Source organism: Frateuria sp. YIM B11624 (genome assembly GCF_049727805.1).
In the GTDB taxonomy this organism is placed as follows: domain Bacteria; phylum Pseudomonadota; class Gammaproteobacteria; order Xanthomonadales; family Rhodanobacteraceae; genus Frateuria_A.
Genome location: NZ_JBCNYA010000026.1, coordinates 1 through 15429, shown reverse-complemented (window position 1 = coordinate 15429; position 15429 = coordinate 1). Strand labels below are relative to the sequence as shown.

Annotated in this window: 19 protein-coding genes; 13 read left to right on the top strand and 6 right to left on the bottom strand. The window is 68.5% G+C overall.

What is annotated here, in order from left to right; all coding sequences use genetic code 11:
* Positions 1 to 8 precede the first annotated feature (8 nt).
* Positions 9 to 518, bottom strand: coding sequence for a GFA family protein (locus tag AAIL17_RS13510; protein WP_424683373.1), 510 nt, complete (start codon positions 516 to 518; stop codon positions 9 to 11).
* A 223-nt stretch (positions 519 to 741) separates the two neighbouring features.
* Between AAIL17_RS13510 and AAIL17_RS13505 the strand changes: the two genes are divergently transcribed.
* The 3 genes from AAIL17_RS13505 to AAIL17_RS13495 all read left to right on the top strand — a co-directional run bounded on the left by AAIL17_RS13505 (position 742) and on the right by AAIL17_RS13495 (position 3523).
* Positions 742 to 1656, top strand: coding sequence for a hypothetical protein (locus AAIL17_RS13505; protein WP_424683372.1), 915 nt, complete (start codon positions 742 to 744; stop codon positions 1654 to 1656).
* Positions 1657 to 1799: 143 nt separating this feature from the next.
* On the top strand, positions 1800 to 2762 hold the full coding sequence (locus tag AAIL17_RS13500) for an ABC transporter ATP-binding protein (RefSeq protein ID WP_424683371.1): 963 nt from the start codon (positions 1800 to 1802) through the stop codon (positions 2760 to 2762).
* Positions 2762 to 3523, top strand: a complete 762-nt coding sequence (locus tag AAIL17_RS13495) for an ABC transporter permease (RefSeq protein WP_424683370.1) — start codon at positions 2762 to 2764, stop codon at positions 3521 to 3523. The genes AAIL17_RS13500 and AAIL17_RS13495 overlap by 1 nt, the downstream gene beginning before the upstream one ends.
* Before the next feature lie 189 nt (positions 3524 to 3712).
* On the opposite strand, the gene AAIL17_RS13490 is transcribed toward AAIL17_RS13495, so the two are convergent.
* Positions 3713 to 4261: a hypothetical protein gene (locus AAIL17_RS13490; RefSeq protein ID WP_424683369.1), complete on the bottom strand. Its 549-nt coding sequence runs from the start codon at positions 4259 to 4261 to the stop codon at positions 3713 to 3715.
* A 186-nt stretch (positions 4262 to 4447) separates the two neighbouring features.
* On the opposite strand from AAIL17_RS13490, the gene tsaA reads away from it, so the two are divergent.
* Positions 4448 to 4852: a tRNA (N6-threonylcarbamoyladenosine(37)-N6)-methyltransferase TrmO gene (tsaA, locus tag AAIL17_RS13485; protein WP_424683368.1), complete on the top strand. Its 405-nt coding sequence runs from the start codon at positions 4448 to 4450 to the stop codon at positions 4850 to 4852.
* Between the two features lie 74 nt (positions 4853 to 4926).
* Here the strand turns inward: tsaA and AAIL17_RS13480 are convergent, their stop codons facing one another.
* A complete protein-coding gene (locus tag AAIL17_RS13480; protein ID WP_424683367.1) occupies positions 4927 to 7143 on the bottom strand; it encodes a prolyl oligopeptidase family serine peptidase in 2217 nt (738 codons plus the stop codon).
* Positions 7144 to 7391: 248 nt separating this feature from the next.
* Between AAIL17_RS13480 and AAIL17_RS13475 the strand changes: the two genes are divergently transcribed.
* Positions 7392 to 7925, top strand: a complete 534-nt coding sequence (locus tag AAIL17_RS13475; RefSeq protein ID WP_424683366.1) for a 2'-5' RNA ligase family protein — start codon at positions 7392 to 7394, stop codon at positions 7923 to 7925.
* Positions 7915 to 8319: a DUF4440 domain-containing protein gene (locus AAIL17_RS13470; protein WP_424683365.1), complete on the top strand. Its 405-nt coding sequence runs from the start codon at positions 7915 to 7917 to the stop codon at positions 8317 to 8319. Before AAIL17_RS13475 ends, AAIL17_RS13470 begins: the two co-directional genes overlap by 11 nt.
* A 12-nt stretch (positions 8320 to 8331) precedes the next feature.
* Here AAIL17_RS13470 and AAIL17_RS13465 read toward each other — a convergent pair whose 3' ends face one another.
* Positions 8332 to 8934, bottom strand: a complete 603-nt coding sequence (locus AAIL17_RS13465) for an SEC-C metal-binding domain-containing protein (RefSeq protein WP_424683364.1) — start codon at positions 8932 to 8934, stop codon at positions 8332 to 8334.
* A 461-nt stretch (positions 8935 to 9395) separates the two neighbouring features.
* Between AAIL17_RS13465 and AAIL17_RS13460 the strand changes: the two genes are divergently transcribed.
* Positions 9396 to 9914 (top strand): PH domain-containing protein, encoded by a 519-nt coding sequence (locus AAIL17_RS13460; RefSeq protein WP_424683363.1) that lies wholly within the window; start codon positions 9396 to 9398, stop codon positions 9912 to 9914.
* A 102-nt stretch (positions 9915 to 10016) separates the two neighbouring features.
* Positions 10017 to 10619, top strand: coding sequence for an OmpH family outer membrane protein (locus tag AAIL17_RS13455; protein ID WP_424683362.1), 603 nt, complete (start codon positions 10017 to 10019; stop codon positions 10617 to 10619).
* Between the two features lie 105 nt (positions 10620 to 10724).
* Here AAIL17_RS13455 and AAIL17_RS13450 read toward each other — a convergent pair whose 3' ends face one another.
* On the bottom strand, positions 10725 to 10883 hold the full coding sequence (locus AAIL17_RS13450; protein ID WP_424683413.1) for a hypothetical protein: 159 nt from the start codon (positions 10881 to 10883) through the stop codon (positions 10725 to 10727).
* Positions 10884 to 11071: 188 nt separating this feature from the next.
* On the opposite strand from AAIL17_RS13450, the gene AAIL17_RS13445 reads away from it, so the two are divergent.
* The 3 genes from AAIL17_RS13445 (at position 11072) to AAIL17_RS13435 (ending at position 13397) form a co-directional block, all read left to right on the top strand.
* A complete protein-coding gene (locus AAIL17_RS13445; protein ID WP_424683361.1) occupies positions 11072 to 11989 on the top strand; it encodes a M14 family metallopeptidase in 918 nt (305 codons plus the stop codon).
* 49 nt (positions 11990 to 12038) lie between these two features.
* On the top strand, positions 12039 to 12872 hold the full coding sequence (locus AAIL17_RS13440) for a class I SAM-dependent methyltransferase (protein ID WP_424683360.1): 834 nt from the start codon (positions 12039 to 12041) through the stop codon (positions 12870 to 12872).
* Positions 12873 to 12986: 114 nt separating this feature from the next.
* Positions 12987 to 13397, top strand: coding sequence for a hypothetical protein (locus AAIL17_RS13435; protein WP_424683359.1), 411 nt, complete (start codon positions 12987 to 12989; stop codon positions 13395 to 13397).
* A 17-nt stretch (positions 13398 to 13414) separates the two neighbouring features.
* On the opposite strand, the gene bla is transcribed toward AAIL17_RS13435, so the two are convergent.
* Positions 13415 to 14296 carry a class A beta-lactamase gene (gene bla / locus AAIL17_RS13430; RefSeq protein ID WP_424683358.1) on the bottom strand — a complete coding sequence of 294 codons (882 nt, stop codon included), beginning with the start codon at positions 14294 to 14296 and terminating at the stop codon, positions 13415 to 13417.
* Positions 14297 to 14435: 139 nt separating this feature from the next.
* Between bla and AAIL17_RS13425 the strand changes: the two genes are divergently transcribed.
* Positions 14436 to 14768, top strand: coding sequence for a hypothetical protein (locus AAIL17_RS13425; RefSeq protein WP_424683357.1), 333 nt, complete (start codon positions 14436 to 14438; stop codon positions 14766 to 14768).
* A gap of 54 nt (positions 14769 to 14822) precedes the next feature.
* On the top strand, positions 14823 to 15347 hold the full coding sequence (locus AAIL17_RS13420; RefSeq protein ID WP_424683356.1) for a hypothetical protein: 525 nt from the start codon (positions 14823 to 14825) through the stop codon (positions 15345 to 15347).
* Positions 15348 to 15429: the final 82 nt, after the last annotated feature.

Below are 15429 nucleotides of genomic sequence, written 5' to 3'. Positions count from 1 at the left end.
AGCAGGTGTCAGAGCCCTTCCTCGTTGTCGCCTGCACCCCGGGCGACTGTCCAGGGTTCGGGTCGTGGCCCGTCGCAGGCAAAGGACTGCATCGACGACGCGAACGCCTGCGCGTCCGGCATGCCGGCGAAGCTGTGCCGTGCGGCGGTCGAGACCCATGGCAACTTGTTCGCCGCGAAAATCTCGATATAGGGAGCGAACCAGCGGTGCTCGTCGAGCATCGTCGCCCGAAGGTTGATGATGCCCATGCCGGCCACGGACAGGAACAGCCAGTTCCTGCAGCGCGGGCAGAAGAAGTGTCGATGCTCGCTGGGCGACCAGCCGGCTTCCGGTTCGCCACGGGTCATCTCGAATCCGCTGGCGGGCAGCGAGATGACCGATGAGAAGGCGCTTGCGCTTCGCTTCTGGCACCAGGTGCAGTGACAGGCCAGCGTCAGCAGAGGAGGCGCACTGACCAGGAACCGGATGCCGCCGCAAAGGCATCCGCCCTCCCACGGCAGCTTCCAGCCATCCGACATGCAAACCTCCAGGCAGGTCCTGCTCGGGTCGATCGGAAGAAGAGCGAAGATTATCCACGTGGGCAGCCGGCGCGGTCATGCATCGCTTGCCGTCGGCCGGTGATCCCGGAGCCTGGCGCCTGCGCTCCTTGGTGCCACTCGAAGAGGGGCGTGACCGATAGCCTATCGACGGCATGAGCGCCCGCTCCGCACTATGCAGCTTGTCCACCAGGGAAACCGGCACATGGCCACAGGTACCGCGTTGCTCCTCGTCGCCTCGGCGTTGGCGATCCTGGCCGGTCCGTTGGCGCTTGGACTGGCGGGCTTCGTATCGGCGCGCCGCGCGGATGCCGCGCCGACGGCCGGCGGAAGCTGGCGGTTCGCGGCGGCGTCGATGCTGGTGTACGTGTTCGCGTTCAACCTGACGTTCTTCATCCAGGAACTGTTCCTGGTACTGCCCAAGGCGCTCACGCCCGGGCTGCGTCCGACCCTCTACCACAACAACCACGGGTGGGAGGGCGCCAATCCGCTTGCGGGCCTGTTCCAGGGCACCGGCGCGCTGGCGACCCTGCTGGTCGGCCTGGCCTGCCTGTGGCTGCTGCGGCGTCCGCGGGCATGGTCGGCCGGAACCCGGCTGTTCGTGTTCTGGATGGCGTATTGCGGCTGCTTCATGGCGTTGCCACAGGTGGTCATCGGCGCGTTGAGCGCGGGCAGCGACCTCGGCATGGCGATGGCTTACCTGCAACTGGGCCAGGGTACCCGCATCGCTGCGGCGATCGTCGCCCTGGGCGCGATGCCGCTGATCGCCATGCGGTTGTGCCGATCGATGCTCGAATTCGCGGATACGCCGGCCCTCGCCGGCGCCGGCGCGCGCACGCGCCAGGTGTTCCGCTGGGTGACGCTGCCGGCGCTCGCCGGAACGGCGCTGGTCCTTCCGTTTCGCGTTCCGCGGGAGCTGGTGGAAGTGTTGCTGGTGCCGTTGCTGGTGATGCTGTGCGGCGTGCCTTGGATCCAGGCGGGCGCCTGGCGTGTGCGCGGGATCCGGCCCCGCGGCGCCGCGACGGCTCCGTCCCTCGCCTATCCGCTCGCTGCCGTGGTGGGCCTGCTGCTGATCTTCCAGCTCGTGCTCCGGCCGGGCATCCATTTCTACGGCGGCTGACCCTCGCCGCTTCGACTGCATCGGCGGACGGCTCGCGCTAGGATGCCCCGGCGACGCGGGTCCGCCTGCGCCCGCCATTGCCCTCCTGTCCCCACAAGGAACGCCATGAGCACGCATCGCGCAACGCGGCGGGGTGACCGCCGATGACCCTGCTGCACACCGAGGCGCCCACGCCCGTGACCGTCGATCCGGTCATCGTCGTCAAGGGCCTGGACAAGACCTACGCAGGCGGCTTCCAGGCGCTCAAGCCGATCGACCTCGCCATCCGCCGCGGCGAGATCTTCGCGCTGCTGGGTCCCAACGGCGCGGGCAAGACCACGCTGATCAGCATCATCTGCGGGATCGTCAATCCGGGTAACGGCTCGATCACCGTGGACGGCCACGACGTGGTGCGCGATTTTCGCGCCACCCGCGCGCGCATCGGCCTGGTGCCGCAGGAGCTGACCACCGACGCCTTCGAGACGGTGTGGAACACGGTGAGCTTCAGCCGCGGCCTGTTCGGCCTGCCGCCCAAGCCCGCGCATATCGAACAGGTACTGCGCGACCTGTCGCTGTGGGAGAAGCGCAACAACCGGATCATGACGCTCTCCGGCGGCATGAAGCGCCGCGTGATGATCGCCAAGGCGCTGTCGCACGAGCCGAGCGTGCTGTTCCTGGACGAGCCCACCGCGGGCGTCGACGTCGAGCTGCGCCGCGACATGTGGAACCTGGTGCGGCGCCTGCGCGACAGCGGCGTCACCATCATCCTGACCACGCACTACATCGAGGAGGCCGAGGACATGGCCGACCGCGTGGGCGTGATCAACCGGGGCGAGCTGATCCTGGTGGAGCAGACCGCCACGCTCATGCACAAGCTCGGCAAGAAGGAGCTCACCCTGCAGTTGCACGACCCGCTCGCGGCGATCCCTGCGTCGCTCTCCCGCTACCCGCTGGCGCTGTCCGCCGACGGCAGCGAGCTCACCTACACCTACGACACCCAGGCCGAACACACCGGCATCACCGCCTTGCTCGGCGACCTCGCCGCCGCCGGCATCCGCTTCCGCGACATCAGCACGCGCCAGAACTCGCTGGAAGAAATCTTCGTCGACCTGGTGAGGAGCCGCTGATGAACTGGTATGCCATCGCCGCCATCTACAAGTTCGAGATGGCCCGCACGCGGCGCACGCTGATGCAGTCGATCGCCTCGCCGGTGCTCTCGACCTCGCTTTACTTCGTGGTGTTCGGCTCGGCCATCGGCTCGCGCATCACCTCGGTCGAGGGGGTCAGCTACGGCGCCTTCATCATCCCGGGGCTGATCATGCTGTCGCTGCTGATGCAGAGCGTCTCGAACGCCTCGTTCGGCATCTACTTTCCCAAGTTCACCGGCACCATCTACGAGATCCACTCGGCACCGGTGTCGTTCGTGGAGATCGTCGCCGGCTACGTCGGCGCGGCGGCGACCAAGTCGGTGATCGTGGGCGTGATCATCCTCGCCACGGCGAGGCTGTTCGTCGACTACCACATCGCCCATCCGTTGCTGATGGTCGCGTTCCTGCTGCTGACGGCGATCACCTTCAGCCTGTTCGGTTTCATCATCGGCATCTGGGCGGACAACTTCGAGAAGCTGCAGGTGATCCCGCTGCTGGTGATCACGCCGCTGACCTTTCTCGGCGGCAGCTTCTATTCGATCCACATGCTGCCGCCGCTGTGGCAGAAGATCACGCTGCTCAACCCGGTGGTCTACCTGGTCAGCGGCTTCCGCTGGAGCTTCTACGACCTGGCGGACGTCGGCGTCGACGCGAGCCTGGCGGCCATCGCCGGCTTCCTCGTCGCCTGCGTGATCGCGATCGGCTGGATCTTCCGCACCGGCTACAAGCTCAAGAGCTGAATCCCGTGCTGGACCGACGAGCAGCAAAAAGGTGGGCAAGTCGGCGTGTTGCCTCCGCTTCCCTACTGCTGCGCGAGGGACCGTGGCGGAGTGCACCGGTTGCGGTTGCGGTTGCGGTTGCGGCGCGCACGACGATCGCGGCGCGTGGGAGCCGCGCGGCGGCGGCTCCCGTACGGCGTGCTTACCGGCTCACATCGACGGCCGTGCACCCAGCCTGAGCTTGTCCCGCTGGTAATCGATCAGCAGTTGGTTGGCGACCAGGTAGTGCTGCTGCCTGAGGGCGGACTGCAGCATCCCGGCGACTTCCTCGTCGCTCTTTCCGCGCAGCGGCTCATGGTGGATGCGCATGGCCAACTCCGGGTCGTACGCGTCGGCGACCAGCTTGGCGCCTTGGGGCGACATGCCCATGTTCTGCCATGCCTCGGCCAGCTTGATACGCAGCTTGGCCATGTTGGCAATGGAATTGAACCAGGCCTGGCGTTCCCCTTGCTCCATGGCCTGCCGGGCATTTTGCAGCTCCCTGTTCATCATCTCCTGGTGCCGCCGCGCCTGGTCGGCCTCGGAATCCAGCAACTGCGCGGTTTGCGCAAATGCCGCTGGCGCAACCAGCACCAGTCCCATGGCGAGAAGAAAGCTTCTGTTCATCGCGACTACCTCCCGATGCTGGCCGGCGTCGCCGGCGACGGAGATCCATTTCTCGCTCCACGAGCCGGCCGGCTCCAGAACCGGCTTGCGCAAAGCAGGTCACGCAGTACGGATTACAGATTACCGCCCGGCCGATGGCGGCCGTGCAACGCCCACGTTACCACCGCGGAAGGTGCTCGGCAGGTGCCGAGCCTCCCGCGGTCACATCCGGCCCGCTGGGAACGTCTATCGGTCGGGTCCGACGAAAGTCCGCAACTCCACAATCCACCGGAGACATCCATGTTCAGCCTGAAACCCATCGGGCTCGTGCAATCCCCGCTCACGCTTCGCGAGCATGCGCCAAAGCAGGGAAGCGATGGCGCTCCCGAGGCGCGGCTGGTCTTTTTCGAAGAGTTCTGGCCAGGGCTGGCGAATATCCGGCCCGGTGACGCACTGCTGATCCTGACCTGGTTGCACCGCGGCGACAGGAGCGCGCTTCAGGTTCATCCGAAAGGCGATGTGCGGTTGCCACTCACTGGCGTGTTCAGTACCCGATCGCCGGACAGGCCCAATCCGATCGGCATCCATCGCGTACGGGTGCTGGCCGTCGAAGGTCCGGCGGGACTACGCGTCGCCGATCTCGAGGCTTTCGACGAAACCCCGATCATCGATCTGAAGCCGGTGCTGGACGCCCGTGAACGCTAGGGTGCGGGGAGCCCGGCAGATACGGTGATCCGGACTGCCGGGCGAGACGGTTTACCCACACGCTGGTCAGTCCTTCATCGTGCCGGCAGTTGCGCATCCAGGAACGCATAGATGTCGGCGAACTCGGCCGCCTCCGCGCCGAGCGAGTGCTGGATGCCGTGGCCGCCGTTGGCGTCGGTGCGGATCCAGACCGGGCGGCCGCTGGTGTCGGCGGTGCGCATGCGCGCGGCGAACTTGCCGGTTTCCCACGGCGCCACGCGGCTGTCGTTTAGGCCCACGTCCAGCATCATCGCCGGATAAGCGGCATGCGGCTTGATCTGCTGGTAGGGATCGTTCCTGAGGATCCAGGGGAAATCCGACGCTTTGCGCGGATCGCCGAATTCGCCCAGCTGGTTGGCGCCGTTGGGCGCCTGCAGCAGGCGCACGGGATTGAGCACGCTGACCAGGAACACGGCGGCGCCGAACTTGTCCGGATAACCGGTCACCGCGCCGCCGATCAGCAGGCCGCCGGCGCTGCCCGAAATGAGCGCGGTGCGCTGCGGGCGGCTGTAGCCCAGCTCGCTCAGGCGCGCCACGCCGGCGACGAAGTCCTCCACGCCCTTGTGCTTGTTCGGTCCCTTGCCGGCCAGATGCCAGGCCTCGCCTTTCTCGCCGCCGCCGCGCACGTGCGCATAGGCGAAGACGTTGCCGTGCTTGACCCATTCCAGCCGCACCGGCTTGAACGAAGGCAGGATGGACAGCCCGTAGCTGCCGTAGGCGAACAGGATGGCGCGGTGGCAACCGTCCAGCGCGGCGTCCTTGCGATGCAGGACGGTCAGCGGCACGTGCGTGCCGTCCGCGCTCACCAGCTCGGTCTCGGTCGCCTCGATCATGCTGTAGTCGGCCGGGCTGGTTTCGTCCTGGCCGAGGCTGTGCAGCGCGTGGTCGGCCGGGTCGTAGCGCCAGGACTTCGGCGGCGTGGTCCAGCCGCGCAGTTCGAGCAGGAAGCCGTCCTCGCGGTTGTCGGCATGGAACAGCGAGGCCGCGCCGGCGAGCGGCATCGGCACGGTCTCGACCTTGCCGGTGCGGTAGTCGACGCGGCGGATGCCGTCGAAGCCGTCCGTGGACACCTTCACGTACAGCGCGTCACGCGCAGGCGCCACCTGCATCGTGTCGTACAGGCTGACGCCGACGACGATCTCGTCGCCGTGCAGCGGCAGGACCGGCCGCGCGTCCCTGAAGGTTGCCTGCGGCTTGGAGAGGTCGAGCGAGAGCACCTGGCCGTTCGAGCGCGCGCCCGAGGACACCAGGTAGAGCGTGTCGCCGTGGATGGCCGCCGACTGCACCTTGTCGTCCAGGCCGGCGATGCAGCGCCAGTGTGCGCCGGGCTTCACCGCCTCGGCCTGCGTCGTCACGCAGACGCTCTGCTCGGGCTGCGCGCCCGAAGCCGAGCCCAGCGCCCAGCGCGAGCCGGCCGGGAAGGCGATCACCGGAAAACGGTTGGCGGCAATCGGGAACGACGGGTTGGCGCCCTCGCCCGTGCCGGCGCGCAACAGGACCGGATCCTGCGTCGCGGGCGTGCCGAGCCGGTGCAGCCGCGCGCGCATGTCCTGCAGCGGATCGCCGCCGGTGCGCTGGTCGGGTGGCGCCATCTGCGTGTAGGTGAAGCCGCTGCCGTCGGGCAGCCACTGGGCGCCGAACTCGCCCCACACTGGCTCGACCGCGTCGCCGGTGGGCTTGCCGCTGGCGACGTCGAACACCTCCATGCGGGTGACTTCGCTGCCGCCATGGTCGATGTCCACCGCCACCTTGCGCCCGTCCGGCGAGGGCACGAACAACGTGATCGAGGCATGGCCGCCGTCGCTCTTGTCGCTGCCCGGATCGAGCAGCACGCGCTCGCTACCGTCCGCCTCGCGCACCATCAGGGTGCCGCTGCCCTGCGCCGTCTGCCGGATGAAGAACAGGCGGCCGCCTGCAACGCGCTGGCCGCGGTGGACCACCGAGGCACCGCTGGTCTTCTGCAGGGTCTGCTGCCAGGTCTTCAGCGTGGGCAGCGCGTCCAGCCGGGCGCGCGTGTACTGGCCCTGCGCGGCGAGCCATTGCCGGAACTCGGTGTTGTGCTCGCCCTCCATCCAGCGATAGGGATCGTGCAGCGTCACGCCGAACACGTGGTCGACCACGTCAGCCGTGCGTGCGGTGGGCGGCGCGTCGTCCTGGGCGAGGGCGGGAAAGGTGCCCAGCGCCAGCGCGCAGGCGACGGCGGCGCTGCGCAGGGAAAGCGGCTGGCGGCGCGAACGGGGAGTGCGATGCATGACCATGTCCTTGGTGGGGAGAGCCTCCGGAGCCTAGCCCCGGCCGGCACGGCGGGGCACTGTCATTTGTCATGTCGCTGCCGGGAGTGCGAACGGTGTCCCGATCGAAAGAGGCAACCCGGCTTTCTTGCGCCGGGACCCTCGCCGGCCGGGCGTTGGCCTCACGCGCCCATAGTGGGAACAAAGGAGGCGCAAAGGGAACCGGGCATAATCATCCGTCCTTCCCGGGCACATGTCGTAACTGATCGATGGCTGACTCCGCCTTCATCGTCCGCGTACCCGAAGCCGAGTGTTGCGTCCGTCCGTTGCGCGAACGATTCGATGCGTCGGCGAGGCTCGGCGTGCCGGCGCACATCACCGTGCTCATGCCGTTCATGCCGCCCGAACGCATCACCTCGGCCGTGCTCGAGCAGGCAGGCCGGGCGCTCGGCCAGGTCGCGGCCTTCCGTTTCACGCTCAGGAAGGTGCGGCGCTTTCCGGCTGTCGCCTACCTTGCGCCCGAGCCGGCGGCTCCCTTCATCGTGCTGACGCAGAACCTGGCGCGCAGCTTCCCGGACTACCCGCCGTTCCGCGGCGAATTCGAATCCATCGTCCCGCATCTGACGGTGGCCCATGGACGCGCGGCAGACGTGGAGGCCGCGGCGACAGAACTGGAGGCCATCATGCAGAAGCATGGCCCCGTCGAAAGCACCTGCTCGGCGGTGGCGTTGATCGGGAACTCGTCGGGGCGCTGGGAAACGATGCACGTGTTCGACCTGCCGGACGCACCGCATGACCGCTGAAACTGACACCCGATCGATGGCTGCCGGCGAGGCGATGCACGCCGAACTGGCCGCGCGCGAGCCGCTCTTCCACCGCCTCGAGTTCGGCACCACGCGGGACGATTTCGGGCGGATGACGGCGCCGGAGTTCTGGGAGGTCGGTGCGTCCGGCCAGATCTACTCGCGGGCCTTCGTGCTGGACACGCTGGAAGCGCGGCACCGGGAACCGGCGGCAGCCGAACCGCTTGGCGTCAGCGACTTCCGATGCCAGCAGGTCGCGACCGACCTGTTCCTGGCCACGTACACGCTCGACCAGTCCGGCCGCATCACCCGCCGGGCGACCCTTTGGCGCCGGGCAGCGGAAGGCTGGCAGGCCGTCTATCACCAGGGCACGGTCGTCGCCGACGGGCCGTGATCCGGCGGCGCCTCAGGCCAGCGCGCGCTCGAGTTCGTGGCCGTGGCATCGCCGGTAGCGCGATCCGCTGCCGCAGGGGCACGGATCGTGTTCGCGCAGGCCCGAGTGGATGGAACGCCCGAGGAAGCGCTGCACCTGGCGCAGCGGCGCGATCCGCTCCGGCGGCTCGTGGTCGCGCGCACTGCACGCCATGGCCTGCGCGATGGCGTGCGATACGCGGATGAAGTGCTCGATCAACTGGTCGTCGTGCAGCGCCACGCGCACGTTGTCGACCACCTGGCCGTCGTAGCTGCGCCGCTCGTCCGGCACGAACAGTACCGACGTCTCGCCGTGCGGCTTGGGAGTGATTTCCTCCATGTGGCCTTGCGGCGACAGCCAGACTGCATGGAACTCGGCTTCGACCAGCACCTGTGGCCACTCCCAGAGCTGCCAGCCGCACAGCATGCGGCCGCCATCGCGTTCGCTCTTGGCGCGCACGTTGGAAAAGCATCCGTTGACGGTGGCGTCGGGCTCCGGGCGGACCGCTAGGTAGCTGGCCTGCCCGCCTGGCGCAAGCATCTCGATCAGCCGGCTTACGCAGGGATCGATCCGGGCTGGTGTCGTCGTGGTGTACATCGCATCCTCGCTCGGGTGGGGAACTGGAATCGACGGCGCGCGTCCGGGCCGCCGTGCGGCGTCGTGCATGCGACCGCCTGGCGGATTCGCTGCGGCCGCGAGGGCGCGGCGGTTTCCGATGGGGGTGCGATCGCGACCGCGCGCCTTTTGGGAATGCATGCTGTGGCGCTGCGCAGGTTCGCCGGGCTGAAGCGATCGGGGGCTGCGGGCCCGGAACGGCGCGGAGATTGCCACGTGCTTTGCGAAGATCGCATCGAAGCACGGTCGCGCCTGGCAGGGGGATACCGGCCGGGAAGCCGGTCCCGCCTCCAGCCGCGCGCAAGGCCCGCTGGCCGGGGCCTGCCATCATGCCTGTGTATCGCTTCGCCGCGCCTTGCCTGATGCAAGATGCACCGCCTACCGCACAAGTCGGCGCTACCATCGCGGCGGCGACCGCTGCGGTCGAACGGAACCGAAGAGCCATGAACGACGAGATGAAGCGTTGCCCGGCCTGCGCCGAGCTGATCCAGGCGGCCGCCCACAAGTGCCGGTATTGCGGCACGGACCTCGACGCGTACGTCGCCGCGCACGAGACCACCGCGGAGCAGACCCTGTTCGCCGGCCATCCGAAAGTGATCTACACCTTCGGGCAATACGTGGTGGTGGTCTGCACGCTCGGCATCGGCCTGCTGGTCTACTGGCTGCGCAGCCTGAGCCTCACCTTCACCATCACCACCCAGCGCGTGCGCGTCGAGCGCGGCCTGTTCTCCAAGGCGCAGGACAACGTGGAGCTGTTCCGCATCGACCACTTCGACATCTTCAAGCCGCTGGGCATGCGGATGCTGGGTCTTTGCCGGGTGCAACTGCACTCGTCGGACGCGGAGATGCCGGTGGTCGAGCTGTTCGGCATCCCCGGCCTGGAGGCCATGGCCGACACCCTGCGCGAGTGTTCGCTGCGCGAGCGCACCCGCAGGCGCGTGCTGCCGATGGAGCAGATGTAGCCGATCCCGAGCCCGCGACGCCCCGCTTGGGTATGCTGGGGAACCGCCAGCCCCGCGAGGGGTCCCACGGACCATTGCCCAAAGCCACTACTGGACGAACCCATGAACCTGCATCGCTCCCTGCTCGCCGCCGCCGTGGTTGCCGCGGCCGGCTTTTCCATCCTTCCCGTGTCACCCGCGCGCGCAGCGGAAGGCCTGGGCGGCGACGCCGTGCCGGGCGTATGCATGCTTTCGCGCGAGGGCGTCTTCGCGCAATCGAAGGTCGGCCAGGCGGCGAGCCAGCGGCTGGGGCAGTTGGCCCAGCAGGCCCGGACGCAGCTGGACAACCAGCGCAAGCCGCTCGATACCGACCTGCAGAGCTTCCAGCAGAAGGCCGCGTCGCTGAGCGAGGCGCAGCGCAAGCAGCAGGGCGAAGCCCTGCAGCAGCGCGTGCAGACGTTCCAGGGCCAGGCGGGCGAGCTCAACCAGCGCATCCAGTTGACCCGCTCCAAGGCCATGCAGCGCATCGGCCAGGACGCCGAACCGATCGTCAGCACCGTCTACAAGAACCACCGCTGCGGCCTGCTGCTGGATCGCGATTCGGTGCTGGGCGGCAACATGACCAATGACCTGACGCCCGACGTGGTCCAGGGCCTGGACCGCAAGGTCACCACGATCACCTTCGACCTCGAACCGCTGCCGAGCAACAGCAATACGGCCAAGTAAGGCACGGGTGGACTTCAGCCCACCTGCCATGCCACACGCACGGAACGAACCAGGGCGTCGCGGGACGCCCTGGTCCGGTCGTTAGGACGAAAAAAATGCCGCGGTCTAGTGCTTCTTGCCGCCGCCGTCCTGCTTGTTCACCGTCGCCCAGGCGATGCGCTCGGCAGTCTCCTGCGACTTGCCTTCCTTCTTCTCGCTTTTTTCGATGTGTTCCGCCTGGCGCTTCTGCTTGTCGGTGTATGAAGACTTGTCGCCCTGGGACATGGCCGTACTCCTGCAGTGGTGATGGCCACACGCTAGCGGGCGAGCGGTTAACACGCGGTCGCCGATCGACCACGACCGCGTAAAGCGCCGGCTCCACGCGCGCCGCGCCTGCGGCCGGTCGCCATGCCGCACCGGCCGGCACGGGTGATACAGTCCGTCACTTTCCCTGCGCGGCTTCGGAACAATCGATGACGACCACCACCTCCACGATCGGCACTCCCGGCGTTCCCTGGGGCAAGGCGGAAGTGGCCGCCTGGCTTGCCGGGCAGACCCGCAAGCGTAGTTTCGAAACGGACGTGCTGGGCCCGGTCCGCGCGCTGGGCGCGCGCTGGGACGTGAGCGAATATGGCCATCTGGACTACCCGCCCGACGCCTACCCGCTGCTGGCGATCAGGAGCCGCGACTGGCGCGACGAGCTGCCGTGCGTGCTGGTGACCGGCGGCGTGCACGGCTACGAGACCAGCGGCGTGCATGGCGCGTTGCGGTTCGTGGAGAAGCATGCGTCCCGCTACGAGGGACGGGTCAACCTGGTCGTCGTGCCGTGCGTCAGCCCCTGGGCCTACGAACGGATCCATCGCTGGAATGCGCACGCGCTGGATCCCAACCGTTCGTTCCGCGTCGACAGCCCCGCGCAGGAATCGACGGCGCTGATGCGGCTGGTCGAGCCGTTGCGCGACCGCGTGCGGGTACACATCGACCTGCACGAGACCACCGATTCGGACGAGTCCGAGTTCCGCCCGGCGCTGGCCGCCCGCGATGGCGTGGCCTTCGAGCCCGGCGAGATCCCCGACGGCTTCTACCTGGTCGGCGACACGGAAGATCCACAGCCGGCCTTCCAGCAGGCGGTGATCGCAGCCGTGGCCAGGGTCACCCACATTGCGCCCGCCGACGCCGCCGGGCAGATCATCGGCTCGCCGGTCGTCGCGCCCGGCGTCATCAACTACCCGCTCAGGCAGCTCGGCCTGTGCGCAAGCATCACCAACGCGCGCTACAAGACCACCACCGAGGTCTACCCCGACAGCCCGCGGGCGACCCCCGAGCAGTGCAACGAGGCCCAGGTGGCGGCCGTCTGCGCGGCGATCGATTTCGCGCTTGCCCACGCGTAACGCGGCGCCACGCAAGCCATCGCAGACGACGGACCGACCGGGAAGAGCCATGAACCAGGCCGACAACATGGATGCAGGTGTCACCGGCGATGCCGGCTACCGTGATTACCTGGCGCTGTTCCAGCGCAACGGCGGCACCGAGGAGAGCTACCTCGCCGACCACTACCGGCGTTTCGTGGTGACGCTGGAGGAATTCCGCTCCACCTGGAACGGAAACGGCGGGCGCGTCATCGACATCGGCGCGCACTGGCTGCACCAGGCCGTGATGTGGCGGCAGGCCGGCTTCGACGTGACCGCGGTGGACCTGCCCGGCACCTTCGCGGAGCCGAGCGTGCGCCGCCTGGCCCAGGCGATGGACATTCCGCTCGTGCCGTGTCCCGACCTGGAGCACGCCGCCGAGCTTGCGGCTATTCCCGACGATTCGATGGACGTCGTGCTGTTCACCGAGATCCTCGAGCACATCACCTTCAACCCGATCGAGTTCTGGCGGCAGGTCTACCGCATCCTGGCCCCGGGCGGGCGCATCGTGGTGACCACGCCCAACTACTATTCCTGGAAGGGGCGGGCCTGGCAGTTCGCCCGGTACCTGAGCGGCAACGGCGGCGGCATCCCGGTGAGCCAGGTGCTCAGCACGCATACCTACGGGCATCACTGGCGCGAGTACAGCCGCAAGGAAGTCCTGCGCTACTTCCACCTGCTTTCGCCCGACTTCGTGCCGTTCAAGGCACGGCTCATGCCTTCCTACATGCGCTCCAGGGTGCGCTGGAAGAGCGCCGTGCAGTGGACGCTCGACCGGCTGCCGCTGCTGCGGCCGAACCTGCACATCGAGATCGCCCTGCCGAAGAAGGCCCGCGGCATCGTGGCGTCGGCCTCGTGGGGCTGACGGCGCGCCGGCGGGACCGTCTTCGCACCTGCGGTGGCGCAATCGGGCGAGCGGGCCGTGCCCGACAGGTCCTGGAAACAACTGCACCTTCATCCTGTTGAACCCGGAATCCGCATGCCGCCCGTCTTCGCCAAGCTCAACCTGAAGGGCCAGCAGGAGATCCTGGTGGTCGATCCACCGCCGGCCTTCGAGCCGGAGCTGCGGGCGCTCGAAGGCGTCACCGTCCTGCGCGATCCGGCGAAGGCGGCCACGGTCGCCTTCGCGCTGGCGTTCGTGACCACGCAGGCCAGGCTGGACGCCCTGTCGGACCTGCTGGCCGCCAAGGCGCCCGGCGACGCGGTGCTGTGGTTCGCCTACCCGAAGGCATCCTCCCGGCGCCAGCGCTGCGAGTTCAACCACGATACCGGCTGGGACGTCATCCGCGCGCTCGGCTTCGACAGCGTGCGCCAGGTGGCCATCGACGAGGACTGGTCGGCGCTGCGCTTCCGCCGCGTCGAGTACATCGGGCGTTCGCCGAAAGGTTAGCGGATCACGTCGCGCCGTCAGGCGGTCCGCAGCGAGGCGGCGATGCTGCCGACCTGCGCCAGCACCGCGCTGCGCTCCTGCGCCTCGGCGCCGGGTGCGGCGTAGTAGGCGGCGACCAGCAGCGGTGCCTGCGCGGGCGGGAACAGGATCGCGACGTCGTTGCTTTCGCCCTGCGCACCGGCGCCGGTCTTGTCGCCGGCGCTCCAGCCTTCGGGCAGGCCGGCGCGCAGCTTGTCGGTGCCGGTCAGGCAGCCGCGCATCCAGGCCAGCAGCCGTTCCCGCGATGCGGGCCTGAGCGCATCGCCGAGCAGCAGCTTGCGCAGCGTCTCGACCATCGCATCCGGGGTGGTGGTGTCGCGCGGATCGCCCGGGCGGGTCACGTTGACTTCCGGCTCGGTGCGGTCGAGCCGGGTCACGCGGTCGCCCAGATCTCGCACGAAGGCAGTCACCGCCTGGGGACCGCCGAGGGCGGTGAGCAGCAGGTTCGCCGCAGTGTTGTCGCTGACCGTGATCGCGGCCGCGCACAACTCCTCCAGGCGCAACCCCGGCGCGCCGGTGTGCAGCCGCGTGACCGGGGCGTGGCCGAGCAGCACGTCGCGGCCGAACACGATGCGGCGGTCCAGCCGCTCCTCGCCGCGATCGACCCGCGCCAGCACCGCCGCCACGGCGAGCACCTTGAAGGTGCTGCACATGAGGAAGCGTTCATCGCCGCGGTAGGCCACCCGACGCCCGCTGGCGGTATCGAGAATGGCCACACCCAGCCGCCCGCCGTGCCGCCGCTCCAGTGCGGCGAGCCGGGTGGCCGGATCCTGTCCAGTGCCGGCGGCTGCGGCATGGACCAGCGAGGCTGGCAGCAGGGCGCCCAGCAGGCTGCCCTTGATGAAGTCGCGGCGTTTCATGGAAAACCCGGTGCGCGTGGCGGTGAGGCGATGCTGCGCGAATCATCTACCGGTTTGCGGCCGCGGTGCGGGCGAGCTTGGGGCACGACGCACAGGCCTGCCGCGGCGACGCGGCGACCGGCGTTACGATCGGCCGCGGATGGACCTACGCTCGTCGGCCAACGGCGACCCGCCGCTCGCCGGCCGCGTGTCGATGCTGGCCGTGCATGCGAAGTCGATGAAAGGCAGTCGCCGAGGCGACCCGACCGGGTGCAGTGGCATCGTCCACCTGCCGCCGAGCTACGAACCGGTCGGCGTGTCGGCGTTCGACCGCGCGCTCACGGTGCACGGCGTGCGGCAGGAGTTCCGGGCCGACCGCTGGCCACGTGGCTTTCGAACGCCTCGGCAGCAATACGCTGTTTTTCACGCGGACACCGGAGAGCCGGCGCCACGGCACAGCCCGCTCCGGCCGCCGCTGGTGGTGGTCAGGTGACAGCCGGGCCACTCCCACGTGGGATCGGCGTGGTGTAGGGTGGCGCGGGGTGAGATGGACGGTCATTCGCCGGTCGTCGACTGGCGTAAACATCTGGAGGGAGACGTGATGAGCAAGTCCGTTCTTTTTGTCGCGATGCTGGTACTGGTTGCGCCGGCGGCGTATGCGCAACAGCAGTCGCAGCAGCGCGATCCTCTTGGGGACATGCTGCGCAGGCATGCGGATTCGGTGAATCGGCAAGGGCAGAATACCGAAAGGGACTTCGAGCGGGGCGATCACCAGGCCTGGCTGAATTCAATGGCCAACCTGGCCAAGCTGCGCGCCAAGCTGGCCGAGGCCTGGCAGGGTATGGGCATGTCGCCGCAGGGCGCCAAGGTCGTCGCCGATGCGTACGATCCGAACCTTGCGCAGCACATCCACCACACGTCGCTGCGCGGCAAGAGCGACCAGGAGGTCGCGCAGTTGATGCAAGGCGCGCTGAAGGAAAAGCGCTACCTGGACGCCAACCAGCTGTTGATCGACTACCAGCGGCAGAAGCTCAGGCTGGGCGACACCGCGGCGGTCAAGACCGCACAGTGATCCCGACCAGCGGGCTCCGGGCCGCGCTCCTGGACGTGCGCAGGATGCAAACGGGCGCGTGGCCTGCGTAGCGCAGGCCACG